The 24,872-nt window shown below is 70.0% G+C and carries 23 protein-coding genes and 1 tRNA gene; 14 read left to right on the forward strand and 10 right to left on the reverse strand.

Annotated elements, in window-relative coordinates; translation table 11 throughout:
* The first annotated feature begins 82 nt into the window (after positions 1–82).
* On the forward strand, positions 83–973 hold the full coding sequence (locus ACFY10_RS06420) for a DUF4429 domain-containing protein (protein WP_390663887.1): 891 nt from the start codon (positions 83–85) through the stop codon (positions 971–973).
* Between the two features lie 78 nt (positions 974–1,051).
* Here the strand turns inward: ACFY10_RS06420 and ACFY10_RS06425 are convergent, their stop codons facing one another.
* The gene (locus ACFY10_RS06425) at positions 1,052–2,617 is read right to left on the reverse strand and encodes a purple acid phosphatase family protein (protein WP_390663888.1); all 1,566 of its coding nucleotides are present in this window, start codon (positions 2,615–2,617) and stop codon (positions 1,052–1,054) included.
* Between the two features lie 165 nt (positions 2,618–2,782).
* Between ACFY10_RS06425 and ACFY10_RS06430 the strand changes: the two genes are divergently transcribed.
* Complete coding sequence (locus ACFY10_RS06430; RefSeq protein ID WP_099929091.1) at positions 2,783–3,040, forward strand: hypothetical protein; 258 nt, start codon at positions 2,783–2,785, stop codon at positions 3,038–3,040.
* Between the two features lie 12 nt (positions 3,041–3,052).
* Positions 3,053–4,870, forward strand: coding sequence for a glutamine--fructose-6-phosphate transaminase (isomerizing) (gene glmS / locus ACFY10_RS06435; protein ID WP_390663889.1), 1,818 nt, complete (start codon positions 3,053–3,055; stop codon positions 4,868–4,870).
* Positions 4,871–4,961: 91 nt separating this feature from the next.
* Here the strand turns inward: glmS and ACFY10_RS06440 are convergent, their stop codons facing one another.
* On the reverse strand, positions 4,962–5,528 hold the full coding sequence (locus ACFY10_RS06440; RefSeq protein ID WP_390663890.1) for a GPR1/FUN34/YaaH family transporter: 567 nt from the start codon (positions 5,526–5,528) through the stop codon (positions 4,962–4,964).
* Positions 5,529–5,678: 150 nt separating this feature from the next.
* Complete coding sequence (locus tag ACFY10_RS06445) at positions 5,679–6,206, reverse strand: universal stress protein (RefSeq protein ID WP_361257292.1); 528 nt, start codon at positions 6,204–6,206, stop codon at positions 5,679–5,681.
* Positions 6,207–6,578: 372 nt separating this feature from the next.
* On the opposite strand from ACFY10_RS06445, the gene ACFY10_RS06450 reads away from it, so the two are divergent.
* From ACFY10_RS06450 to ACFY10_RS06465, 4 genes are all read left to right on the forward strand, one after another.
* Entirely contained in the window at positions 6,579–6,911 is a 333-nt protein-coding gene (locus tag ACFY10_RS06450) for a hypothetical protein (RefSeq protein WP_390663891.1), read from the forward strand.
* Positions 6,912–7,288: 377 nt separating this feature from the next.
* On the forward strand, positions 7,289–8,524 hold the full coding sequence (locus ACFY10_RS06455; RefSeq protein WP_390663892.1) for a helix-turn-helix domain-containing protein: 1,236 nt from the start codon (positions 7,289–7,291) through the stop codon (positions 8,522–8,524).
* Between the two features lie 112 nt (positions 8,525–8,636).
* Positions 8,637–9,239: an oligoribonuclease gene (gene orn, locus ACFY10_RS06460; protein ID WP_390663893.1), complete on the forward strand. Its 603-nt coding sequence runs from the start codon at positions 8,637–8,639 to the stop codon at positions 9,237–9,239.
* Between the two features lie 104 nt (positions 9,240–9,343).
* Positions 9,344–9,416, forward strand: a tRNA-His gene (locus ACFY10_RS06465).
* 174 nt (positions 9,417–9,590) lie between these two features.
* Here the strand turns inward: ACFY10_RS06465 and ACFY10_RS06470 are convergent.
* The gene (locus ACFY10_RS06470; RefSeq protein ID WP_390663894.1) at positions 9,591–10,634 is read right to left on the reverse strand and encodes a LacI family DNA-binding transcriptional regulator; all 1,044 of its coding nucleotides are present in this window, start codon (positions 10,632–10,634) and stop codon (positions 9,591–9,593) included.
* A gap of 414 nt (positions 10,635–11,048) precedes the next feature.
* Between ACFY10_RS06470 and ACFY10_RS06475 the strand changes: the two genes are divergently transcribed.
* From ACFY10_RS06475 to ACFY10_RS06495, 5 genes are all read left to right on the forward strand, one after another.
* Positions 11,049–12,371: an ABC transporter substrate-binding protein gene (locus ACFY10_RS06475; RefSeq protein ID WP_390663895.1), complete on the forward strand. Its 1,323-nt coding sequence runs from the start codon at positions 11,049–11,051 to the stop codon at positions 12,369–12,371.
* Positions 12,368–13,396, forward strand: a complete 1,029-nt coding sequence (locus tag ACFY10_RS06480) for a carbohydrate ABC transporter permease (RefSeq protein ID WP_390663896.1) — start codon at positions 12,368–12,370, stop codon at positions 13,394–13,396. The genes ACFY10_RS06475 and ACFY10_RS06480 overlap by 4 nt, the downstream gene beginning before the upstream one ends.
* Positions 13,393–14,295, forward strand: coding sequence for a carbohydrate ABC transporter permease (locus ACFY10_RS06485; protein ID WP_390663897.1), 903 nt, complete (start codon positions 13,393–13,395; stop codon positions 14,293–14,295). The genes ACFY10_RS06480 and ACFY10_RS06485 overlap by 4 nt, the downstream gene beginning before the upstream one ends.
* 138 nt (positions 14,296–14,433) lie before the next feature.
* A complete protein-coding gene (locus tag ACFY10_RS06490; RefSeq protein ID WP_390663898.1) occupies positions 14,434–15,873 on the forward strand; it encodes a GH1 family beta-glucosidase in 1,440 nt (479 codons plus the stop codon).
* 94 nt (positions 15,874–15,967) lie between these two features.
* Positions 15,968–16,531, forward strand: coding sequence for a hypothetical protein (locus ACFY10_RS06495; protein WP_390663899.1), 564 nt, complete (start codon positions 15,968–15,970; stop codon positions 16,529–16,531).
* Positions 16,532–16,618: 87 nt separating this feature from the next.
* Here ACFY10_RS06495 and ACFY10_RS06500 read toward each other — a convergent pair whose 3' ends face one another.
* The 3 genes from ACFY10_RS06500 to ACFY10_RS06510 form a co-directional block, all read right to left on the reverse strand.
* A complete protein-coding gene (locus ACFY10_RS06500) occupies positions 16,619–18,073 on the reverse strand; it encodes a cellulose binding domain-containing protein (protein WP_390663900.1) in 1,455 nt (484 codons plus the stop codon).
* 184 nt (positions 18,074–18,257) lie between these two features.
* On the reverse strand, positions 18,258–19,643 hold the full coding sequence (locus ACFY10_RS06505) for a sensor histidine kinase (RefSeq protein ID WP_390663901.1): 1,386 nt from the start codon (positions 19,641–19,643) through the stop codon (positions 18,258–18,260).
* The gene (locus tag ACFY10_RS06510; RefSeq protein WP_390663902.1) at positions 19,640–20,353 is read right to left on the reverse strand and encodes a response regulator transcription factor; all 714 of its coding nucleotides are present in this window, start codon (positions 20,351–20,353) and stop codon (positions 19,640–19,642) included. The genes ACFY10_RS06505 and ACFY10_RS06510 overlap by 4 nt, the downstream gene beginning before the upstream one ends.
* A 98-nt stretch (positions 20,354–20,451) precedes the next feature.
* On the opposite strand from ACFY10_RS06510, the gene ACFY10_RS06515 reads away from it, so the two are divergent.
* Positions 20,452–20,961 carry a hypothetical protein gene (locus ACFY10_RS06515; RefSeq protein WP_390663903.1) on the forward strand — a complete coding sequence of 170 codons (510 nt, stop codon included), beginning with the start codon at positions 20,452–20,454 and terminating at the stop codon, positions 20,959–20,961.
* Here ACFY10_RS06515 and ACFY10_RS06520 read toward each other — a convergent pair whose 3' ends face one another.
* Positions 20,962–21,831, reverse strand: coding sequence for a spermidine synthase (locus ACFY10_RS06520; protein ID WP_390663904.1), 870 nt, complete (start codon positions 21,829–21,831; stop codon positions 20,962–20,964).
* A gap of 63 nt (positions 21,832–21,894) precedes the next feature.
* Entirely contained in the window at positions 21,895–22,347 is a 453-nt protein-coding gene (locus ACFY10_RS06525; protein WP_390663905.1) for a hypothetical protein, read from the reverse strand.
* A gap of 272 nt (positions 22,348–22,619) precedes the next feature.
* On the opposite strand from ACFY10_RS06525, the gene ACFY10_RS06530 reads away from it, so the two are divergent.
* Positions 22,620–24,068, forward strand: coding sequence for a hypothetical protein (locus ACFY10_RS06530; RefSeq protein WP_390663906.1), 1,449 nt, complete (start codon positions 22,620–22,622; stop codon positions 24,066–24,068).
* A 190-nt stretch (positions 24,069–24,258) separates the two neighbouring features.
* Here the strand turns inward: ACFY10_RS06530 and ACFY10_RS06535 are convergent, their stop codons facing one another.
* Entirely contained in the window at positions 24,259–24,855 is a 597-nt protein-coding gene (locus ACFY10_RS06535) for a histidine phosphatase family protein (RefSeq protein WP_390663907.1), read from the reverse strand.
* Positions 24,856–24,872 lie beyond the last annotated feature (17 nt).

Here is a 24,872-nt window from a genome sequence, read left to right on the forward strand (position 1 = left end):
ATGCGCTCCCTTCGACAGTGATCAACACTGACCAGGATTGGTAGAGACCACTCTCTCGCAGATCCGGTGAAACAATCCCCCCATGGCGGAAATCATCCAGAAGGACGGCACGTGGGCCTTCGACGGCGATGCCCTTCGGCTGACGCCGGGCCGGGACAGAAACGTCAGCCTGCTCCGCCGGACCCTGGGTGAACTCGTCGTCCCGCTGGGCGCGTTGGCGGGGATCTCGTTCGAGCAGGGCAAGAAGTCGGGGCGGCTGAGGCTACGGCTGCGCGACGGCGCCGACCCGCTGCTGCACGCCTCCGGCGGCCGCCTCACCGAGCCCAACGACCCCTACCAGCTGCTCGTCGAGTCCGACCGGTACGGCGTGGCCGAATACTTCACGGACGAGGTCCGCAACGCCTTGCTTCTGGACGAGGTTCCGTGCGACCCGGCGACGGAGTATCTGCTGCCGGGCCCCTCCGTCCCGCTCTCCGTCTCCGCCGGGGACGGCACCGCGAGCTTCGACGGCGAGCACATCCGCCTGGAGTGGAACTGGAAGACGGAGGACGCCAAGGCCGCCGCCGGCACCCGCACGCTGGCCGTCACCGACCTCGCCGCCGTGGAGTGGCAGCCTGCGGCCGGCCTGGAGAACGGGCATCTGCGCTTCACCGTACGAGGCGCGGCCACCAAGGCGCCGCCCAAGTACGACCCCAACTCCGTGGAGCTGTGGGGCTTCAAGAAGGACCCGCTGATGGCGCTGGTCGCGGCGGCCGTGCAGGCACGGCTGCCGCATCCCTCGGCGGCGGCCGTGACCGACGTACCGCCTCTGGAGCATCACGCCCCCAAACAGCTCGCCCCCGCCGACGGGCGCGAGGACGACCACGACGCGCTGCTGCGACGGCTGCGCGAACTCGGCGAGCTGCACCGCACGGGCGTCCTGACGGACGAGGAGTTCGCAATGGCCAAACAGGCGGTCCTCAAGCGCATGTAGCGCATGTGAGGACCGCCTGCGACGCGTACACCCTGCCTTCGGGGCGTACGTCCGCGGCCGGAGGCCGCCGATGGATGCCTACTTGGCCCTGCGCGCCACCGTGAAGTGGTCGATGCGGTCACCGGTCTCGGCGATGCCCGACACCTTCAGCTTGGCGTAGTGCCCCTTCGACGCGGGCACGACGTCCACGCGCAGGAAGGAGTAGTTGAGGTAGCGCACCCGGGACCAGGCGACAGTCTCGTTGACCTTGCCGTCCTTGGTGTTGATGAACGAGGCGACGGAGTCGACCTCGTGCTCGTGCCCCTCGTAGGAGTCCGGCGCGGTGAACGCGTACAGGCTGCGGCCCGCCGCACCCGCCGTCACGTAGACGACGCCCTCGGTCTCGGGGTAGGCGGTCTCGCCGATCGGCAGCTTCTTGGTGACCTGGTTGCCCTTGATGACGTCGGTGCGCTCGTACTGGTGGTTGTGGCCGTTGATGACCAGGTCCACCGTGTACTTCTCGAACAGCGGCACCCACTCCTGCCGCACGCCCCCCTCCGAGGCGTGCGCCGTGGAGGTGCAGTAGGCGCAGTGGTGGAAGAACACGACGATGAAGTCGATGTCCTTCGAGGCCCGGAACTTCTTCAGCTGCGCCTCGAACCAGGTGGTCTGGGTGCCGCCGGAGATGCCGAGGTTGGCGGGGATCTCGTACGACACGTCGTTCGGGTCGAGCGAGATGATCGCCGTGTTGCCGTGGACGAAGGAGTAGACGCCCGGGAGGTTCGCCTTGTCCGGCCCGTTGTCGGGGAGCGTGAAGCGGGCCTCGTCGCCGCCGTAGCCGTTGGGCGAGTACCAGGCCTCCATGTCGTGGTTGCCGTAACTCACCATCCACGGCACGGACTTGGCGACCGACTCGGTCTGGTACAGGAACTGGTCCCACACCCGCGAGTCGAAGCCGGTGTCGGCGGTCTTGCCCGCGCCGGCCGGGTCCGCGTAGGCGATGTCGCCGGCGTGCAGATGGAAGGACGGGTTCTGGCCGAGGATCAGGCTGTCGTTGGCCAGACCGTGGTAGCTGACGCCCTGGTCGCCGAAGGCCGTGAAGGTGAACGGCTTCTTGTGCGAGGGCGCGGTGGTGAAGGTGCCCAGGGTGCCGAGGAGGTGCGGCTCGGCCGGGTCGAAGCCCTCGTGGCCGACGCCGTAGTAGTACGTCTTGCCGGGGCGCAGGTGGGTGAGCTTGGCGTGGATGTAGTACTGCGTGTGGTCGGCGCTGGTGCCGACACCGGCCGGGGTGTAGAGGCTGCGGACCTCGGCCTCGATCTTGCGCGAGAGATCCCAGGGGTGGGCGCCGATGCGGATGAAGGGCTTCTTCACCGCAACCGGCACCTGCCAGGAGACGGTCATCTCGGTGCTCGCGTCGTTGCCGAAGGCGAGGTGGCGGCCGAACGGGGCGACGAGCGAGCCGTCGACCGTCTCGGTGGCGGGGGCGGTGCGCTGCGTGGGAACGGCGGCCTGGGCCACCGCACCCGGCACGAACGCGCCACCGGTGACGGCGCCGATCGTCACGGCACCGCCTCTCATCAGGTTGCGCCGCGAGAATCTCGCGCGCAGGTACTCGTGCTGCTCGGCCATGCTCATGCGCTCGGCCAGCTGCTCCGGTACTCCCATACGAGGTATGTCCATGGCGTCTGAAACTCGCCGACATGAGCAACGGGGCACAAGACTCAGGATGGACAGCTTGCGAACAGAGGTTCACAAGAGCATCAACAGTCACTTGCCCGATATCGGGCAGGATTCTTGCGAAACGGTCTCCGGTACCTCAGGATCTACCGGGTGCACGACGAACTTGTTGATCACCTGACGCGGTCCACGCCCCTCAGCAGGGGCGAGGCGCTGCGGGTGATCCAGGACGTGCTCGCCTACTTCGACGAGACGACCGTGGAGTTCGTCCGTCGCCGCCACCGCGAGCTGCAGGCCCAGGGCCTGGTGAACGCGGAGATCTTCGAACGGATCGAGGCGGACCTGAAATACCGGGCGGTCGCGCCGCCGGAGCTTACGCTCAGGCAGCTGCGTCGCATCGTCTACGGCTAGGAAGACGTATATATGTGCGGAATCGTCGGATACATCGGGAAGCGTGACGTGGCCCCCCTCCTGCTGGAGGGTCTGCAGCGCCTGGAATACCGCGGCTACGACTCGGCGGGCATCGTCGTCACCTCCCCGAAGACCGCAGGCCTGAAGATGGTCAAGGCCAAGGGCCGGGTCCGCGACCTGGAGGCCAAGGTCCCGGCGCGCTTCAAGGGCACGACCGGCATCGCCCACACCCGCTGGGCCACCCACGGCGCCCCCTCCGACGTGAACGCCCACCCGCACCTGGACGCCGAGGGCAAGGTCGCCGTCGTCCACAACGGAATCATCGACAACGCCTCCGACCTGCGCCGCAAGCTGGAGGCGGACGGCGTCGAGTTCCTCTCCGAGACCGACACCGAGGTGCTCGTCCACCTCATCGCCCGCTCCCAGGCCGAGACCCTGGAGGAGAAGGTCCGCGACACCCTCCGGGTGATCGAGGGCACGTACGGCATCGCCGTGATGCATGCGCAGTTCCCCGACCGGATCGTGGTGGCTCGAAACGGCTCCCCGGTGGTCCTCGGCATCGGCGAGAAGGAGATGTTCGTCGCCTCGGACATCGCCGCACTCGTCGCCCACACGCGGCAGATAGTGACTCTCGACGACGGCGAGATGGCCACCCTCAAGGCCGACGACTTCCGGACGTACACCACCGAGGGCACCCGTACGACGGCCGAGCCGACCACCGTGGAGTGGGAGGCGGCCTCGTACGACATGGGCGGCCACGACACGTACATGCACAAGGAGATCCACGAGCAGGCCGACGCCGTGGACCGCGTGCTGCGCGGCCGCATCGACGACCGCTTCTCCACCGTGCACCTCGGCGGCCTCAACCTGGACGCCCGCGAGGCGCGCCAGATCCGCCGCGTGAAGATCCTCGGCTGCGGCACCTCGTACCACGCGGGCATGATCGGCGCCCAGATGATCGAGGAGCTCGCCCGCATCCCCGCGGACGCCGAGCCGGCCTCGGAGTTCCGTTACCGCAACGCGGTCGTCGACCCCGACACCCTGTACGTGGCGGTCTCCCAGTCGGGTGAGACCTACGACGTCCTGGCCGCCGTCCAGGAGCTGAAGCGCAAGGGCGCGCGGGTCTTCGGCATCGTGAACGTGGTCGGTTCGGCGATCGCCCGCGAGGCGGACGCCGGGATCTACGTCCACGCGGGCCCCGAGGTCTGCGTCGTCTCGACGAAGTGCTTCACCAACACCACGGTCGCCTTCGCGCTGTTGGCGCTGCACCTGGGCCGCACCCGCGACCTCTCGGTCCGCGACGGCAAGCGGATCATCGAGGGCCTGCGCAGGCTCCCCGCCCAGATCACCGAGATCCTGGCGCAGGAGGAGGAGATCAAGAAGCTGGCCGAGCAGTACGCCGACGCCCGCTCGATGCTCTTCATCGGCCGCGTCCGGGGCTACCCGGTGGCCCGCGAGGCCTCCCTCAAGCTGAAGGAGGTCTCGTACATCCACGCCGAGGCCTACCCGGCCTCCGAGCTCAAGCACGGCCCCCTGGCCCTCATCGAGCCGGCCCTCCCCACGGTCGCGATCGTCCCCGACGACGACCTCCTGGAGAAGAACCGCGCCGCCATGGAGGAGATCAAGGCCCGCAGCGGCCGCATCCTGGCTGTCGCCCACCAGCACCAGGAAAAGGCCGACCAGACAATCGTCATCCCGAAGAACGAGGACGAACTGGACCCCATCCTGATGGGCATCCCCCTCCAACTCCTCGCGTACCACACGGCATTGACGCTGGGCCGGGACATCGACAAGCCCAGGAACCTCGCGAAGTCGGTGACGGTCGAGTAGCGGCAAACAGAACGGACCCCCACGTGATGCCACCAATCACGGGGGGTCCGCTCCATTCGCCGGGGGCCGCCCAAACCCCCGGCCTGCGCAGCTAGCCGGTGGCCGTCACCCGCCGGCCGGCAGCACGCCGAGGAAGCACCGTCGGCCAGTGAGCCAGCGCCGCAGTCGCCGCGTACCAGGCAACTGCCCCCGCCGCCACGGCGAACCAGCCCCCCACCTTCGTGAGCGATCCGCTCGTCGCGAACTGCGCGATCGCGAGAAGCACGAGGGAGACGAAGAACAACCCGTACGTACCCTGCGTGAGTTGATCCCCACCCGCCAGGGTGAGCGACAACGTCACGAGGGCGAACAGCAGCAGGAACAGCCCGGCCGCATTGGCGGACATCGCCGCGCCGGCGGTGACGGCCCAGGTGAACCAGAGGGCGCCGAGCGCCGAGTACGCCGTTCCGTTGACGGAGTCACCGTCACGGAAGGCGAAGAGTCCGGCGACGAAGAGCGCAACGCCGCCTACGTAGTGGGCCAGTGAGACGGCGTCAGCGGCCGACACGCCATTGATCACATCGGTGTATCCGAGTCCGAACGCCAACAGGGTGATACCCAGGGCGAGTCGGCCGACCACGGTAGTGGTTCCGCTTCCCGCAGAGACGTCGTTGTCCACGGCGGGCTCCCTTCATGCATGTGCAGTTGTGCGGTGACCGATATATGCCCTTCACAAGGGCACAAACACCTCTACGCGTGAGTAGGTTTGCACGCTGCACAAAGGAAGCAGACCGTTCCCGGATCGCATCTCACCTGGGAGAACGAGGCGTTACGGAATGACAACGACGGGTCGCTTCGCCCGCTTCGCGAGCCGGCCCGCGACGGAGCCGAAAATCCGCCCGACGATGCCGTGCGTGGAGCCGACGACGATCGCGTCCGCCTCGTACTCCCGCCCCACCTCTTCGAGTTCGTGGCAGATGTCGCCGCCGCGCTCGACCAGGATCCACGGCACCTCGGCGAGGTATTCCGCGCAGGCGAGCTCGAGGCCGAGCACCTCGGTGCGGTGATCCGGCACATCGACGAAGACCGGTGGCTCGCAGCCGGCCCACACCGTGGTGGGCAGCCGGTTGGCGACGTGGACGATGATCAGGCCCGATCCGGAACGGTGGGCCATGCCGATCGCGTAGGCGAGGGCGCGCTCACTGGAGGTGGAGCCGTCGAAGCCGACGACGACGCCGTGCTTGAAGGCTGGATCGCAGGAATGGCGTGGCTCTTCGGCCGCCTGGGGCTCGGCCGCCGTGGGATCGGCGACGGGCCGCTTGCGGTCCGCGGGTTCGAAGAATTCGTGACCGGCCATGGCTGTCTCGGCGTTTTGATCCTTTATGGGAGGGCCCGCGAGCGGAACTCGCTGACGGATGCAGCAGTAAGCGGCGGAGCTGTGTCCGGGAAACATCTTCCCAACCCCATACCCCCAAGGGTACGGCGGCACGCCTCCTTAGCCCAGATCCCGCCCACTCCCCCACTCTCGGCTTCGCTCGAGCGGGGGGACCCCCATCGTGGGGGTTCCAGGGAGCATGCACGAGGGTGCGCCCGTAACGCAATGGTTGCTGCGCTGTACAGGCGGTTTGCACAGGGTTCAATTATTCCGGGGCCGCAGAGGCGGAGGCGTACAGTGACCGCCCGGTCGAACACGCGTTGAACACCGAGACCCAGGCCCCAGGGAGCACGCATGTCCGGACCGCACCCCACCCCCGAGACTCCCCGCGCGACCGCCCCGCCCCAGGACACCGTGACCGATGTCGTGCGCTGGGCGGTGTTCAGCTGCGTCCTCGTCCCCGTGGTCCTCCTCTGGTACGGCACCTCGCTCGCCGGCGCCGCGGGCACGGCGCTCGGCCTCGCCGCCGTCACCGCGGTGTGCCGGCTGCTGCTGCGCCAGTCCGAACGCGTGGCGGCCCGCCCGCCGAGCGAGGATCACACGTCCCGTCGTGGCCGCCATCACAGGAGCGGCACGGGTGCTCACAGAGGCAGGCGTCACACTGGGGGAAGTACACCGGTCGGCTGACCGGTTTCCGCGCACGCGCCCGACGCTTTTCAGCCAACTTCCGGACACCGTGCATCCCTTGCCCCGACCACCCCCCAACCCCCGTTCCACCTGCAGAGAAAGGGGCTCGGGGACCCCGCGTACCCTACGTGGATTGGCCACTGCGACAAGGCGCACTTCCCTGCACGGCCCACGAGTGCAACGCTTCGTGATCGAATGCTTCACGCCAAGTTGCCATGTCGACAATGCGCCGGTTGGCGAACTGGTCACACCGGCAGCATGCGACACAGTAGATTCGATCTTGACGTCTTACGGCGGGGGACTCGTGCAGGACCGAGGGGAAACGTGCAGGAGCGACACAACCGAGGAGCCGCGACCACCGAGGGGGGCTTAGCAGTATGAGCCACGACTCCACTGCCGCGCCGGAAGCCGCGGCCCGGAAGCTTTCCGGGCGACGCCGCAAGGAGATCGTCGCGGTGCTGCTGTTCAGCGGCGGCCCCATCTTCGAGAGTTCCATACCGCTGTCGGTGTTCGGGATCGACCGCCAGGACGCCGGCGTACCGCGCTACCGACTGCTGGTGTGCGGCGGCGAGGAAGGCCCGCTGCGGACCACAGGGGGCCTGGAACTCACCGCGCCACATGGCCTGGAGGCGATATCGCGCGCCGGCACGGTCGTCGTACCGGCCTGGCGCTCGATCACGTCTCCGCCGCCGGAGGAGGCGCTCGACGCTCTGCGCCGGGCGCACGAGGAAGGCGCCCGCATAGTCGGGCTGTGCACCGGCGCCTTCGTGCTGGCGGCGGCGGGCCTGCTGGACGGCCGCCCCGCGACCACACACTGGATGTACGCGCCGACGCTGGCCAAGCGCTATCCGTCGGTGCACGTCGATCCGAGAGAGCTCTTCGTCGACGACGGGGACGTATTGACGTCCGCCGGTACGGCGGCCGGAATCGATCTCTGTCTCCACATCGTGCGGACGGACCACGGCAACGAGGCGGCGGGCGCACTGGCCCGGCGTCTGGTCGTGCCGCCGCGCCGGTCGGGCGGTCAGGAGCGCTACCTCGATCGATCTTTACCAGAGGAGATCGGCGCCGACCCGCTCGCGGAGGTCGTCGCCTGGGCGCTGGAGCACCTCCACGAGCAGTTCGACGTGGAGACCCTCGCCGCGCGTGCGTACATGAGCCGGCGCACCTTCGACCGCCGGTTCCGCTCGCTCACGGGCAGCGCCCCGCTGCAGTGGCTGATCACCCAGCGGGTGCTGCAGGCGCAGCGCCTGCTGGAGACGTCGGACTACTCGGTGGACGAGGTCGCGGGCCGCTGCGGCTTCCGTTCGCCGGTGGCCCTGCGCGGGCACTTCCGCCGTCAGCTGGGGTCGTCTCCGGCCGCCTACCGTGCCGCGTACCGCGCTCGCCGTCCGCAGGGCGACAAGCCGGCCGACATGGAGGGTGCGGCCGGGTCGCCGGGGCCCGCGCCCATGCTGCATCCGGAGGGTCCGGTTCCGCTGCAGAGCCGACGGGCCGCGGCGAGTGCCGTCGGGTCGGGGGCGTCGCTTTCGGCCGCGGCCGCGGCGGAGAACGGCCGCGAGGCCTATGTGACAAGCCGGGCGAGCCTGCCGGGGCAGCGCAGCGGCACGTGACGGCGAGGAGGGGGCGGGTGACCGAGGCCACCCGCCCCCTCCCCCCCCCGTACTCCCGCTCCTCGAACACCAGAGGGGCTGTTTTTGCGGGCGCCAGCCTTAGGGTGGTCGCATGAACGATCGCATGGTGTGGATCGACTGCGAGATGACCGGCCTCTCGCTGTCCGACGACGCTCTCATCGAGGTGGCCGCCCTCGTCACCGACTCCGAGCTGAACATCCTCGGGGAGGGTGTGGACATCGTCATCCGTCCGCCGTCCAAGGCACTGGAGACGATGCCGGAGGTGGTGCGTCAGATGCACACCGCGTCCGGACTGCTGGAGGAACTCGCCGGCGGCACGACACTGGCGGACGCCGAGGAGCAGGTCCTCTCCTACGTCCGCGAACACGTCAAGGAACCCGGCAAGGCCCCGCTGTGCGGCAACTCGGTCGGCACCGACCGCGGCTTCCTGCTCCGCGACATGCCGACGCTCGAGGACTACCTCCACTACCGGATCGTCGACGTGTCGAGCGTCAAGGAGCTCGCACGGCGCTGGTACCCGCGGGCCTACTTCAACAGCCCCGAGAAGAACGGCAACCACCGCGCCCTCGCCGACATCCGCGAGTCCATCGCGGAACTCCGCTACTACCGCGAGGCGATCTTCGTGCCGCAGCCCGGCCCCGACTCCGACACCGCCAGGTCGATCGCCGCGAAGCACGTCCTGCCTGCGGAGTAAGGACCTGTGAGGCGCGCGGCAAAAGCCGTGCGCGAGCACCCCTTCGGACCCTGTACACTTTTTCTCGGCCGGTCGGAAAACCACGAAGTAGACCGCCGGTCGTGGTGGGTGTAGCTCAGCTGGTAGAGCACCTGGTTGTGGTCCAGGATGTCGCGGGTTCGAGTCCCGTCACTCACCCTGAGTAATCAGCCGGTGACCCTGAAGAACAGGGTCACCGGCTGATTCGTTTCCACCACCGCCAGCTGCGCCGCCGTACTGCGCCCCGTAAGGGGCGCGGGGCGTTGAACACCTCCCCCACCGTGCGGAGATACGGCTCGACGGCGGGAACCTCATGGCAGACCCGAGCGGTGATCAGGAAGACGTACGCGTCACCAGCTCCGTGGCCAGGACCACCTGGCGGCGTTCCAGGTCGCGGGAGACGGCCGGGCGGCGGTCGGCGATCTCGCCGAGGAGGAGGTCGATCATGCGGCGACCCATTTCCTCGATGGGCTGGCGGACGCTGGTGAGGGGCGGGTCCATGTGGCGGGCGATGGCCGAGTCGTCGTAGCCGACGAGCGCCACGTCGTCGGGGATGCGGCGGCCCTCCTCACGCAGGACCTGGCGGGCGCCGGCCGCCATCACGTCGGAGCCCGCGAAGACCGCGTCCAGGTCGGGGCAGCGGGCGAGCAGTTTCGTCATGGCCCGGCGGCCGCCCTCCTCGGTGAAGTCGCCCGGTTCGATGAGGAGTTCGTCGACCTCGTGGCCGGCGTCGCGCAGGGCGTCGCGGTAGCCGTCGACGCGGCGCTGGGCGCCGTAGACATCGAGGCGGCCGGTGATGTGGGCTATCTTGCCTCGGCCCCGGTCGATGAGGTGCTCGACCGCCGAGCGGCCGCCGCCGTAGTTGTCCGAGTCGACGGAGGTCAGGGTCTCCGCGGCCGAGCGGGGTCCGCTGATGACCGCCGGGATCTCCAGCTGGGCGAGCAGGTCGGGGAGCGGGTCGTCCGCGTGCACCGAGACCAGCAGGACGCCGTCGACGCGGTGGGCGGCGAGGTACTGGGCCAGGCGCTGGCGCTCGCGGTCGCTGCCCGCGAAGATCAGCAGGAGCTGCATCTCCGTGTCGGACAGCTCGGCGCCGACGCCTTTCAGCATGTCCGAGAAGTACGGCTCCGCGAAGAAGCGGGTCTCCGGCTCGGGGACGACCAGGGCGATCGCGTCCGTGCGGTTCGCCGCGAGGGCCCGGGCGGCCGTGTTGGGGACGTAGCCGAGTTCGGCCACCGCCGCCTCGACCGCGGCGCGGGTCGCGTCGCTGACGCGCGGCGAGCCGTTGATCACCCTTGAGACCGTGCCGCGGCCCACGCCGGCGCGGGCGGCAACCTCTTCGAGGGTGGGTCGACCACCGCTCCGGTTCCGCACCATTGGCTCCGCCCTTTCCGCCGTTATTGCAGCTGGCCTGGAATGTAACAGTCCCGTGGGATCCGTGAACGCCCCTGGGGACTGCCGCCCCCAGACCCCCGCTGTCGGCCTGAACGGCCTCGTCCTCAAACGCCGGACGGGCTGAAACAGCCGACCGGGGCCGAACGGCCCGACCCCTCGCAGCGGACTCCTCAAGTCCAGTTAACAGCCCGATAACTGAACACATCTCGCCGCGCCGACTCCCTTGACACCCCCGCTCGAACCGACGAACCTTCAACACATCACTTGTGGGAGCGCTCCCACAGTACCTGACACATACACATCCCGCACGTTCCCCGCCCGAGCCGCAGCGTGTAGAACGGGCCCAACAATGCAGTTGGCCGGGGGGTCGGCACGTCAGGCAACAGGAGGACGCAAATGGGCACGAGTACCCGACGGTCCCGCAGGCTGATGGCCCTCGCGGCCGTCGCCGCGCTGACCACGGGGCTGCTGGCCGGCTGCTCCAAGGACTCGGACAACGGCTCGTCGAACGACAGCGGCGGCAACGCCAACGGCAAGACCACACTGACCATCGGCACCTTCGGTGTGTTCGGCTACAAGCAGGCCGGCCTCTACGACGAGTACATGAAGCTGCACCCGGACATCAGCATCAAGGAGAACGTCACCACCCGTACCGACGTGTACTGGCCGAAGGTCCTCACCAGGCTGCAGGCGGGCTCCGGCACCGACGACATCCAGGCGATCGAGGTCGGCAACGTCACCGAGGCCGTGCAGACGCAGGGCGCCAAGTTCGTCGACCTCGGCAAGGACGTCGACAAATCCCAGTGGCTGAACTGGAAGAACGCCCAGGCCACCACCAAGGACGGCAAGCTGATCGGGCTCGGTACCGACGTCGGCCCGATGGCGATCTGTTACCGCAAGGACCTCTTCAAGAAGGCGGGCCTGGAGACGGACCGCACCAAGCTCGCCGCGCAGTGGAAGGGCGACTGGGCGAAGTACGTCGACCTCGGCAAGGAGTACATGAAGAAGGCGCCGAAGGGCACCAAGTTCGTGGACTCGGCCTCCTCCGTCTACAACGCAGCCCTCGGCGGCGGGAGCGAGCGCTACTACGACAACAGCGGCAACGTCGTCTGGGACAAGTCCGACGGCGTGAAGAAGGCCTGGGACGTCGCGATGACGGTGGCGACCAGCGGCATGTCGGCGAAGCTGAAGCAGTTCGACAAGCCCTGGGACCAGGGCTACGCCAACGGCACCTTCGCCTCGGTGGCCTGCCCGGCGTGGATGATCGGCTACATCGAGCAGAAGTCCGGTGACTCCGGCAAGGGCAACTGGGACGTCGCCGCCGCGCCGACCGCGTCCAACTGGGGCGGCTCCTTCCTCGGCGTGCCGACCGCGGGCAAGCACCAGAAGGAGGCCGTCGCCCTGGCCAAGTGGCTGACCGCGCCCGAGCAGCAGGCGAAGGTCTTCGCCAAGCAGGCCAGCTTCCCGTCGACCCCGTCGGCGTACGCGAATCTGAAGCCGGCCGCGGACACCACGGCGTACTTCTCGAACGCGCCGATCACACAGATCTTCGCCGACTCGGCGAAGACCATCCCGGTCCAGTACTTCGGGATCAAGGACCAGCCGATCAACACCGCGATCACCGACGTGGGGATCCTCCAGGTCGAGCAGAAGGGCAAGAGCCCCTCGCAGGGCTGGGACGCGGCCAAGAACGAGATCAAGGACGTGCTCGGCCAGTGAGCAGTTCCAAGCAGGCACTCGCGCATCCCGCGTCGAGCGCCGAGGCCGCGCCCGGCACCCCGCCGGGCGCGGCCCGGGGCGCTCACGGTCGCGGTACGCCGCCCGGGGGCTCCGACTCCTGGCGCAGCCGGCTGTACCGCTGGGACATGAAGGCGTCGCCGTACGCGTTCATCGCCCCCTTCTTCATCATCTTCGGGGCGTTCTCGCTGGTCCCGCTGCTCTACACGGCCTGGTACTCGCTGCACAACGTGCAGCTGTCCTCGCTGGACACGCAGACCTGGGCGGGCCTGGACAACTACAGGAACCTGCTCGGCTCGGACTTCTTCTGGAACGCCCTGAAGAACACCTTCACCATCGGTGTGATCTCGACCGTGCCGCAGCTGATGGCCGCGCTCGGGCTCGCCCACCTGCTCAACTACCGGCTGCGCGGCTCGACCATCTGGCGGGTCGTGATGCTCACCCCGTACGCCACCTCGGTGGCAGCGGCGACCCTGGTCTTCACGCTGCTGTACTCCTGGGACGGCGGCATGATCAACTGGCTGCTGCACTTCGTCGGGGTCGATCCCATCAACTGGCGTGAGTCCGACTGGGGTTCGCAGTTCGCGGTGTCGTCGATCGTGATCTGGCGGTGGACCGGTTACAACGCGCTGATCTATCTGGCGGCGATGCAGGCGATCCCGGTCGACCTGTACGAGTCGGCGGCACTCGACGGCGCCAACCGCTGGCAGCAGTTCCGGCATGTGACGATTCCGCAGCTGCGGCCCACGATCCTGTTCACGGTGGTCGTCTCCACGATCGGCGCGACCCAGCTGTTCGGTGAGCCGCTGCTGTTCGGCGGGGTCAGCGGCTCCAAGGGCGGCTCGGAGCACCAGTACCAGACGCTCGGCCTGTACATGTACGACCAGGGCTGGATCATCGGCAACCTCGGCAAGGCGTCCGCGATCGCCTGGTCGATGTTCCTGATCCTGCTGATCGTCGCCGTGATCAATCTGCTGTTCACCCGACGCCTGAGGAAGTCCCAATGACCACCAGTGAACTGACGTTGCCTCAGGTTCGGAATCAGAAGGCGAAGAAGGACCGCAACCGCCGGGTCATGGGCGCGGGCAAGCAGCTGCACGCGGGCCCGGTGACGTACCTCGTCCTGACGGTCTTCGCGCTGCTCTCGCTGGCTCCCCTGGTGTGGACGGCGGTCGCGGCCTCCCGCACCGACCACCGGCTGGCCGAGACTCCGCCGCCGCTGTGGTTCGGCGGGAACCTGTTCAAGAACCTGCAGGCCGCCTGGGACCAGGCCGGCATGGGCACCGCGATGTTCAACAGCACGGTCGTCGCGGGCACCATCACCATCGCCACGGTGCTGTTCTCCACGCTCGCCGGGTTCGCCTTCGCCAAGCTGCGGTTCAGGTTCTCCAGTGTGCTGCTGCTGCTGACGATCGGCACGATGATGATCCCGCCGCAGCTGGCCGTCGTACCGCTGTATCTGTGGATGTCGCACCTGGGCTGGTCGAACCAGCTGCAGACGGTCATCCTGCCGACCCTCGTGACGGCCTTCGGCACGTTCTTCATGCGGCAGTACCTGGTGCAGGCACTGCCCACCGAGCTGATCGAGGCGGCGAGAGTGGACGGCGCGAGCAGCCTGCGCGTCGTGTGGCACGTGGTCTTTCCGGCCGCCCGGCCCGCGATGGCCGTGCTCGGCCTGCTGACCTTCGTGTTCGCCTGGAACGACTTCCTGTGGCCGATCATCGCCCTCAACCAGCAGAACCCGACCGTGCAGGTCGCCCTCAACTCCCTCGGCACCGGTTACGTCCCCGACCAGGCGGTGATCATGGCGGGCGCGCTGCTGGGCACGCTGCCGCTGCTGATCGCGTTCATCCTCTTCGGCAAGCAGATCGTGGGCGGCATCATGCAGGGCGCGATCAAGGGCTGACCGCTCCTCATATCGCTCTTGCCCCATGCCCCTTCGGGGCCGGGTCACCGCCGCCTCGGCCCCTCTGCTCCTCTCCTCCTGTCCCCGCCCCTCCCCTCCAACTCTTCGGTCTGAACGACCACTTATGGGAGCGCTTCCATGTCTGAGTCCGCACAGCCGGCGACCCCGGTGACCTTTCCCCCCGCCTTCCTCTGGGGTGCCGCGACCTCCGCGTACCAGATCGAGGGTGCGGTGCGGGAGGGCGGCCGTACGCCGTCGATCTGGGACACCTTCAGCCATACGCCGGGCAAGACCGCGGGTGGCGAGCACGGTGACATCGCTGTCGACCACTACCACCGGTACCGCGAAGACGTGGCGCTGATGGCCGAGTTGGGCCTGTCCGCGTACCGCTTCTCGGTCTCCTGGTCGCGGGTGCAGCCGACGGGGCGTGGTCCGGCCGTGCAGGTGGGTCTGGACTTCTACCGGCGGCTGGTGGACGAGCTGCTCGAGCACGGCATCAAGCCGGCCGTCACCCTCTACCACTGGGACCTGCCGCAGGAGCTGGAGGACGCGGGCGGCTGGCCGGAGCGGGACACGGCGCTGCGGTTCGGCGAGTACGCGCAGATCGTGGGCGAGGCGCTGGGCGACCGGGTGGAGCAGTGGATCACGCTCAACGAGCCGTGGTGCAGCGCGTTTCTGGGATACGGCTCCGGGGTGCACGCACCGGGCCGTACGGACCCGGAAGCATCGCTGAGGGCCGCTCACCACCTCAACCTCGCACACGGTCTCGGCACTTCGGCCCTGCGGTCCGTGATGCCGGCCCGCAACTCGGTCGCGCTCAGCCTCAACTCGTCGGTGGTCAGGCCGCTTTCACCGCAGGACCCGGCGGATCTGGCGGCAGTACGGAAGATCGACGACCTGGCCAACGGCGTCTTCCACGGCCCCATCCTGCACGGGACCTACCCGGACTCGCTGTTCGCGGCGACCGAGCTGATCACCGACTGGTCGTACGTCCTCGACGGCGACCTGCCGGCGATCAACCAGCCGCTGGACGCGCTGGGCCTCAACTACTACACGCCCGCGCTGGTTTCGTCGGCCGAGGCCGACCCGAGCGGCCCGCGCGCCGACGGCCACGGCGCCAGCGACCACTCCCCCTGGCCGGGCGCGGACGACGTCGCCTTCCACCAGACGCCGGGCGAGCGCACCGAGATGGGCTGGACGATCGACCCGACGGGCCTGCACGAGCTGATCATGCGGTACACCCGCGAGGCCCCCGGCCTGCCGCTCTACATCACCGAGAACGGCGCGGCCTACGACGACAAGCCCGACCCCGACGGCCGCGTCCACGACCCCGAGCGCATCGCCTACCTGCAGAAACACCTCGCGGCGGTACGCCGGTCGATCACCGACGGCGCGGACGTCCGCGGCTACTACCTGTGGTCCCTGATGGACAACTTCGAGTGGGCTTACGGCTACGAGAAGCGCTTCGGCGCGGTCTACGTCGACTACGCGACCCTCGCCCGTACGCCCAAGTCGAGCGCCCTCTGGTACGGGGAGGCGGCGCGGACGGGGACGCTGCCGCCGGTGGAGGCCGAGTAGCGGGACCCATGAGCGGGGGCGGGGCGCGGTGGCCGAGGGGGCACCGCGCCCCGGTCTTCACAGGGACCGCTCAGGCGGGGCTCAGAGGCCTCTCGTGCGGGGGCGTTCGATCCGTACTGCAGGGCGAGTTGCCCCTGAGCTGCTCGGCGGGAGCCTCTCCACGCTGGACGCGGGCGGGAACCAGGCCGCCCGGCAGGCCCTGGCGGACGCGGGCGAGCGGCACCGGGCGGCCGAGGGGCAGCTCGCCACCGCCTGCTCCCCCGCTCAGTACGCGCTGGTCACGCAGACCGCGGTCGAGGGACTGCACCATGTGCGTACGGCCCGTACCGCCCTGGGCCTGGACGCGGGTCCCGCCCTGCCGACCACGGGGCTGGGCGGCGGCCAGGTCACGGTCGGCGGGCAGACGCACACCGCCGCCGCGCAGCCGGGTGCGGCGACCCCGTACTACTTACCCGGGCGGTGTGGTCGGCGGACGTACAGTGCCCGGCGGCTGGTAAAGCGCGCGTGGTGGAAGACCACGCTCGGGGCCGGTGCGGCGGGGGTCGGCGGGATGCTGCTGGCCGACGCGATCTTCGACGGGTTCCACCACCACGGCCCCGACCCCGGCGGCCCGGGCGGGTTCGGCTTCGAGGGCTTCGGAGGACCCGGTCCCTTCTGACGGGCCCGTCCCTTCTGACGCGGGTGTGCGCCCCGGCCGGGTGGGGGGAGATCCGGCCGGGGCGCATCAACCCCCGTTCGGCAACGGTCAGTTGAAAGCGCCGAACGCCTTCGAGAAGGCGAACTTGTCCTGGGTGATCGAGCTGCAGGTGGCGTCGGCGGTGGGCTTGGTGCCGCCGTCGCACTGCTTGTCGCGGGTCGCCGACCACATCGAGAGACCGCCGAGGCCCTTGGACTTGGCGAAGTCCGTCAGCTGGGTGGCGTCGTCCACCTTGAAGATCTCGGACGAGACGTCGTTGACGCCGATCATCGGGGTGACGGCGACCGCCTTCCAGGCGGCCGAGTCGGAGAGGCCGAGCACGCTCTTGACCTGCGCCTGCGTGGCGGTCGCCGCCTGCTCGGCGTAGGTGCCCATGTCGCCGCTGTACGAGGCGCCGTAGTCCATCGCCATGATGTTGACGGTGTTGATCTTCACGCCGTTGGACTTGGCGTTGGAGAGGAGGTTCACGCCGTCCTGGGTGAGGCCCTCGGGCATGACCGGGAGGGTGAAGGAGACGTCCAGGTCGGGGTGGGCCGCCTGGAGCTTGGCTATCGCCTTCGCGCGGTTCGTGTTCGCCGTGGTGTTGGGCAGCGCGCCGCCCTCGACGTCGAAGTCGACCTTGGTCAGCTTGTACGCGTCCACGACCTTGCCGTACGCCGTCGCCAGCGCGTCCGCCGAGGAGCACGTCGTCGCCAGTTCGGAACCGGACGCGCCGCCGAAGGAGACGCGGACGTCGCCGCCCTTGGCGCGCAGCGCGCCGATCTGCGAGGCCACGCCGTCGCTGCCGAGGTCGCTGACACCGCCCCACTTGGGGGTGCAGCCGCCGCCGTCGGTGATGAAGGCGAGGTTGTAGTTCTTCACGCCGGTCGCGTCGGCGCTCGCGAGCAGGTCGAAGGCCGGGTAGAGGGAGGTGTCGACGTAGGGGGCGAAGCCGGCGCTCGCGGTGGTGCCCGTGCCCGAGCTCTGGGTGGGGGTGGGCGTGGGGGTCGCGGTCTTGGTGGGGGTGGGGGTGGCGGTGGCCGTCGGGGTCGGCGTCGCGGACTGCGTCGGGCGGCCACTGGGCTCCGGCGTCGGACCGTCGTCCGCGGAACACTTGGCGCCGTCGACGAGACAACTGGTCGGGTCCGCGCTGCCGTTGACGACGAAGCCGACGGTGACGGACTTCCCGGGCGCGAGGCCGTCGGTGTCCCACTTGGCCGGCGTCACGGTGACGTGCTGCCCGCTCACACTGGACTCGGCGTTCCAGAGCGAGCCCAGCTTGGAGCCGGACGGCAGGTCGAACTCCAGCTTCCAGGTCTTCTCCGTCTGGCCGCTGTTGTTCGTGACGACGTACTGCGCGGTGTAACCCGTCGACCAGTCACTGGTCTTCGTGTACGCGGCGCCGATGCCGGCCGCCTGCGCGGTACCGGTGAGCAGGAGCGCGCCGCCACCGATCACGGCCGCGGCGACAGCTCCGCCGATCGCCTTGTTCCTGCCACTGACCTTGCGCCGGTGCGTGCTCATGCGCGTGCCTGCCTTCGCTGTTCACGGGGGATCGCGGGGTTTCCCAGGGGTGGGTGCGGCAGCACGCTAGCGAGCCGGAATCGGGCAAAGTGCCTGATCCGGACGGGGGTTGAGGATCTTAGGGTGCGCTTAAGGAAGGGATCGGGGACGGTTAAAGGTAGAGACCAATTTCCAGACCGGCCTTCTAGACCGGCTTCGAGACCGGCTTCTTCTGTCTGCGCCGCCGTACGGAGCGGTGGCCCCGCCCGGGCGTCCGCTCCCGTCCGTCCAGCTGGATCCAGATCCGCACCTCGGTGCCGCCCAGCACCGACGCCCCGATCCGGACGTCACCGCCGGTCGACTCGGCGAGCCGCCGCACGATGTCCAGGCCGAGTCCGGTGGACCCGTCGCTGCCGGAGCCCCGCCCGCGCGCCATCGCGGCCTCGGGGTCCAGGATCCCGGGACCGGCGTCGGAGACCAGCACGATCACCGCGTCCTCGCCGTTGTGCAGGTCGACCGCGAAGGCCGTGCCCTCGGCGGTGTGCCGGAAGACATTGCCGAGCAGGGCGTCCAGCGCGGCCGCGAGGTCCGCCCGGGCCACGGGTATGCGCACCGGCCGGTCGGCGCCGGCCACCCGCCACTTGCGGCCCTCGTCCTCGGCCAGCGCCGACCAGAACGCCATCCGCTCGCGGACGACCTCGGCCGCGTCGCATCCGGCGCCGGGACCGGCGGCCGCGGTCTGCGGTTTGGCGTCCCGGGCCGTGCGGATGATGGTGTCGACCTCGCGCTCCAGCTGGGCGACGGCGGCCCGGGTCTGGTCGGCGGCCGGTCCGTCGCCGAGCGAGGCAGCGTTGAGGCGGAGCACGGTCAGCGGGGTGCGCAGACGGTGGGACAGGTCCGCCGCCAACTCCCGCTCATTCGCCAGGAGTTGTACGACCTGGTCGGCCATGGAGTTGAACGCGACCGCCGCCAGCCGCAGTTCGGTCGGCCCTTCCTCCGGCACCCTCGACCCCAGCTTCCCCTCCCCCAGCTCGTGCGCGCCCTCGACCAGCTTCTGCGCGGGCTGCACCATCCGTACGCCCAGCCGGTCGGCGACCGCGACGGACCCGACGATCAGCGCGATACCGACCCCCGCGAGCACCGCCCACGCCGTGCCGACGCCGTTGCTGACCTCGGACTCGGGGACGTACACCTCGACGACCGCGATCGCGCCGGAGCTCAGCGCGACCGGCTGGAGCAGTGTGGAGCCGCCGGAGACCTCGGTGGTGGAGGCGCGGCCCAGCCTGCGCACGGTCGCGATGTCCTTGCCCGCGGCGCGCTGCCGTCCGATGTCGACGGCGGGCTGTCCGGCGGCCGCGGGTATGTGCACGGCCATCCCGGTGTCCGAGCCCGCGGAGGCGACGACCCGCTCCAGCTGGTCGCGCTCGGTGGTGATGGACAGCGCCGGGGCGACCGCGGCGGCCTGCCGCTCGGCGTTGGAGAACGCGCGGTCCCGGGCCATCTCCTTGATGACGAGCCCGAGCGGCACCGCGAAGGCGACCACGACCATGGCGGTGACCGCCAGGCAGACCTTGACCAGTGCCCATCTCATCGAGGCGGCTCCGCTCCTTCGGAGGCGGGCGGCTCCAGTTTCACGCCGACGCCGCGCAGGGTGTGCAGATAGCGCGGCTGCGCGGCGGTCTCGCCCAGCTTCCTCCGCAGCCAGGACAGATGGACGTCGATGGTCTGGTCGTCGCCGTACGACTGCTGCCACACCTCGGCGAGGAGTTCCTTGCGCGGGACGACGACGCCTGGCCGGCCGGCCAGGAAGGCGAGCAGGTCGAACTCGCGGCGGGTGAGGTCGAGGCGGACGCCGTCCAGTTCGGCCTGGCGGCGCAGGGGGTCGACGGTGAGGCCGCCGACGCGCAGGACGGTGGACGGCGAGGTGTCCGAGGGGGCGGACCGGGACCGTCGTAGGACCGCGGACATCCGCGCGGACAGGTGCTCGACGGAGAACGGCTTGGTCAGGTAGTCGTCCGCGCCCGCGTTCAGCAGCCGGACGATCTCCGTCTCGTCGTCCCGCGCGGTGGCGATGATCACAGGCACGTCGGTGATGCCGCGCAGCATCTTCAGGGCCTCGGACCCGTCCAGATCGGGCAGTCCGAGGTCCAGGATGACCACGTCGAAACGGAAATGGGCGACCTCGCGCAGCGCCTCCAGCGCCGTCCCGACACTGCGCACGGTGTGCGCGGCATCGGTCAGGTGCCGGATCAGCGCCGAGCGTACGAACTGGTCGTCCTCGACCACGAGCACACTTGCCATGCGCGGCACCGTACGCCATGCGGGCGGGCCGTATCTGGGCCTGTGGATAACTCCGACCGTGTGCGGCTCGTGGGACGCGTGAGGCAGTATGGCCCGCGATGCGCAGAGGACTCGTACACGTACTGGCTTGGTCGCTCGCCACGGGCGCGGCGGTCACGCTGTCGTGGTGGGGTGTCCACACGGTGATGGCGGGCACTGCGTACGACCCGCCGCGCGCCCTGCCGATCACGGCGGCGGACGCGACCACGCAGGAGTCGAAGCCGCTGGCGTCGTCGACGAAGCGGCCCTCCCCGTCGCCGTCGAAGAGCGCGTCGCGGGGGCCCTCTCCGACGCCCACGCCGTCGGCGGCGACGACACCGGGTCCCACCCCGACCCCCACCGCGTCCGGCCAGGTCAAGGCCTACGACACCGGCGGCGGGCGCGCGGTGTTCGACCTCGGCAGAACCTCCGCGACGCTCGTGTCGGCGACGCCGGGTTCCGGCTGGTCGATGCAGTTGTGGAAGACGGAGACCTGGATCCGGGTGGAGTTCACCTCGGGCACGAACAAGGTGTCGGTGATCTGTACGTGGCACGACGGGCCGCCGCACGTGGAAATAGGCAATTACTAGCTAGCGGAACACCGAGGGCGGCGGTGCCGGTGAGGCGACCGCCGCCTCGTCCGTCACCGGGGTCGCCCCGCCGGTGAAGTCGAGGAGCGCACGGCCGTGTTCGACCCGGCCGGGGTGCGGGTCCGAGGCGGCCCGGCGGGTCAGTTCCGTGATCGGCAGCGGGGCGTCGGAGGCGACGAGGACCGCGTTGCCGAAGCGCTTGCCGCGCAGCACGGTCGGGTCGGCGACCAGCGCGAGTTCGGGGAAACGGGCGGCCGCGGTGGCGATCTGGCCGCGGAGGTGGGCGAGCGGCGGCCCGTCGGCGACGTTGGCGGCGTAGAAACCGCTCGGTTTCAGGACCCGGCGGACCTCGTCGAGGAACTCGGTCGAGGTGAGGTGGGCGGGTGTGCGGGCCCCGCTGAACACATCGGCGATGACGAGGTCGGCCCAGCCGTCGAGCACCTTGGTGAGCCCTTCGCGGGCGTCGACGGAACGCACTCTGATCCGGGCGTTCGGGTCCAACGGCAGTTCGCGGCGGACCAGTTGGACGAGGGCGGCGTCCCGCTCGACGGCCTGCTGGGTGGAGCGGGGGCGGGTGGCGGCGACGTAGCGGGCGAGGGTGAGGGCTCCGCCGCCGAGGTGCACGGCGTGCACGGGCTTCCCGGCGGGCGCGACCAGGTCGATGACGTGCCCGAGCCGGCGCTGGTACTCGAAGGAGAGGTAGGAGGGGTCGTCGAGATCGACGTGCGACTGCGGCGCCCCGTCGATCAGCAGCGTCCAGGCCCGCGCCCGGTCCCGGTCGGGCATGAGCTCGGCGAGCCCGCCGTCGACGGCCTCGACGACGGCTTCGGCGCCGCCGCTTCCGCGCCGGGGGTTCCTGGACTTTCCCATTGCGCCATTATCGGCAGCCCGGGGCGGCCACGCCTGCGCAGGGTGCGGACCCCGGCCCTCGGGTCAGCGGCAGTTGTCCGCGGCCTCGATGATCCGTGCCGCCTCGCCCAGCGCGGCGCGCAGCACCGCCGGGTCGGTCGCGAGGTCGGCCTCGCCGGGCGGGAGCAGCCAGTCCGAGCCCTCCACGGGCGGCTCGGGGTTCAGACTCAGGCCGCGGCCGTTGGTCTCCGTACAGGTGCTGCCCGGGACGTCCCAGGCGGCGGCCGTGCCGGGCGGCACCACGAAGCCCAGCGTGTTGCAGTCGTCGTCGTGCAGGACGGGGCCGACCGCGTCGCCCGCTCCGCGCCGCAGGATGTCGACGGCCTCCAGCCCCTGCCGCGTGGGCACGGTGACGAGGTCGCATGCACCGTCCGGGAGGGGCGGCCCGCTGCGCTCCGGGGTCGGGGCGTGCGCCACGGCCGCGGGCAGCGTATGAGGAACGACGCTCTGGCTGGTCTCCATCCCGGCCTCCACCACGGAACCCCTCCTTGAACGAAGCGGGTCGGGAGTCGGGCGGCTCCCGGTCCGCAGGGTTCAACGCGGCGCCGCGTCAACGGCTACGGCGGAAGTCAGCCACAAAGGATGGCAGTTCATGGCAGATCCCGTATGAGATATCCGGTTTGTAGCCAAACCCAGCGTGAGGGGTCCGGCACAGCAGGTACGTTCTTGCCCGCTGGAGACAGGGCGCTACACGGACAACTCACCCTGAATCCGGCATGGTTCGACGGTTCGCACGAGAGGACCCGGCCATGACGTCGTCAGAGCTGACCTCGTCCCAGCCCACGCCCCCCAGGCCACCACGGCCGAACCTCGTCTTCCGGCAGTTGCGCGGACAGCGCTCGCCGGCCGAGTTCGCCGCGGCGGTGCGGCGGGCCGCGCGCGAGATCGGGGAGCGGGTCAGCTGTGACGCGCGCTACATCGGCCGGGTCGAGGCGGGCGAGATCCGCTGCCCCAACTACGCATACGAACGGGTGTTCCTGCACATGTTCCCCGGCCGCACCCTCACCGACCTGGGCTTCGCGCCCCGCTCGTCCGTACGCGGACGCCGGGCGCGCACCACCGGTGAGACACAGGGGGCGTACGAGCCGTATGAAACGCAGAACAGCCCGGGCCCGCAAGTCCCTTACGACCCGCATGAGCATCACGAGAGCCATGCGCTTCACGAGAACTACGAGGAGAGCGACGTGCTGCGTCGCGCATTCATGACCGGCGGTGGCGCCACGGTGGCCGCCGCCTCGCTGAGCCCCATCGGGCTCGCCTTCGACGCCGCGGCAGCGGGACGTCCCGTCCGCCGCCCCGGCACGCACGACGCGTACGCGCTCGAAGAGGCCGTACGCAGAATCCGGCTGCTCGACGACCGGCACGGCGCGGACGGGCTCTACCGGCGCGCATCGGAACCGTTGCGCGCCGCCTATGCGCTGCTGGACGCCGGGGCGACCCGGCAGACGACCGCCGACCGTCTCCACTCGGGCGCCGGTGAACTCGCCATCTCCGTGGGCTGGCTGGCGCACGACTCGGGGCGGTTCGACGATGCGCGTTCGCACTACGCGGAGGCGCTCGCGACCGCCCGGATGACCGGCGACGACGCCCTGGAGGCGCATGCCTTCTGCAATACGGCCTTCCTCGCGCGCGACGCCGGACGCCCGCGCGAGGCGGTCCGGGCCGCGCAGGCCGCGCAACGCGTCGCGCGCCCCCTGGGCTCCGCCCGCCTGATGTCGCTGCTCGCGCTGCGCGAGGCGGGCGGCTGGGCGGGGCTCGCCGACCGCACTGCCTGCGAACAGGCGCTCGTCCGCGCGCAGACCCTCTTCGAGCGAGGCCCCTCGGACGCCGACCCCGAGTGGATGAGCTTCTACGGCGAGGCCGAGCTGGAGGGCCTGGAGGCGCAGTGCTGGTCGACGCTGGGCGACTGGCCGCGCGCCGCCCGCCACGCACGGCGCGCGGCCCAGCTCCAGAACCCGCACTTCACCCGCAACATCGCCCTGTACACGGCGGAACTGGCGGACGACCTGGCGAGAGGCGGCCGCCCGGACGAGGCGGCGGCAGCCGGGATGCGGGTACTGGACCTTCTGGACCAGGTCCAGTCGTCCCGGGTCCAGACGATGCTGGCAGGCACGGCACGAGTGCTGCTGCCACACCGCCGGGCATCCGGGGTTTCGGGCTTCTTGGAACGCCACGCTTCACAGCCGCGCACGGCTTGAGGCAGGCCGCCCGCCGTAGCCGCGGGCAGTCGTGCCGCCGTAGCTGCGGGCAGTCATGCCGCCGTAGCTGCGCCGCCGTAGCTGCGGGCAGTCGTGCCGCTTGGGGCGGCACGGGTGGGCGCAGCGGCACCCGGCCAGCGCCGGTGAGCGACACCCCCTCGACGGCCACCCCGTCGGACGGTGCAATTTGCTACCCCGCGAGATGCCCCAGGTCATTCCAGCTCTCAATCGCGGGCTCGCCATAGGCCCACCCGAGCACCGACAACGACGTCGGATTGAGCCGTATCCGTGCCGCGAACTCCAGCGGCAACCCCAACCACCGCGCCCCGATCGACCGCAGAATGTGCCCGTGCGCGAACACCAGCACATCGCGGTCAACGTCGCGCGCCCACGCCACCACCTCATCGGCCCGAGCGGTCACTTCGGCAAGGGACTCGCCTTCCGGAACCCCGTCGCGCCAGATGAGCCACCCCGGCCGCGAGGCCTGGATCTCCTCGGGCGTCATGCCCTCGTACGCACCGTAGTCCCACTCCATCAGCGTGTCCCACACAGCCGCCCGCTCCCCGAACCCGGCAAGTTCGCACGTCTCACGCGCGCGTGCCAGCGGGCTGGTGCGGACGGTGACCCCGGGGAGCCCCTCGAACGGCGCGCGGTGCAGCCGCTCGCCGAGCAGCTTGGCGCCGCGCCGGCCCTCCTCCAGGAGCGGTACGTCGGTCCTGCCGGTGTGCTTGCCGGACAGCGACCACTCGGTCTGTCCGTGCCGGGCCAGCAGAATGCGAGGTGCCATGAGCTGAGCGACCTTCC

Origin of the sequence: Streptomyces sp. NPDC001401 (assembly GCF_042895385.1) — a bacterium.
GTDB lineage: Bacteria > Actinomycetota > Actinomycetes > Streptomycetales > Streptomycetaceae > Streptomyces.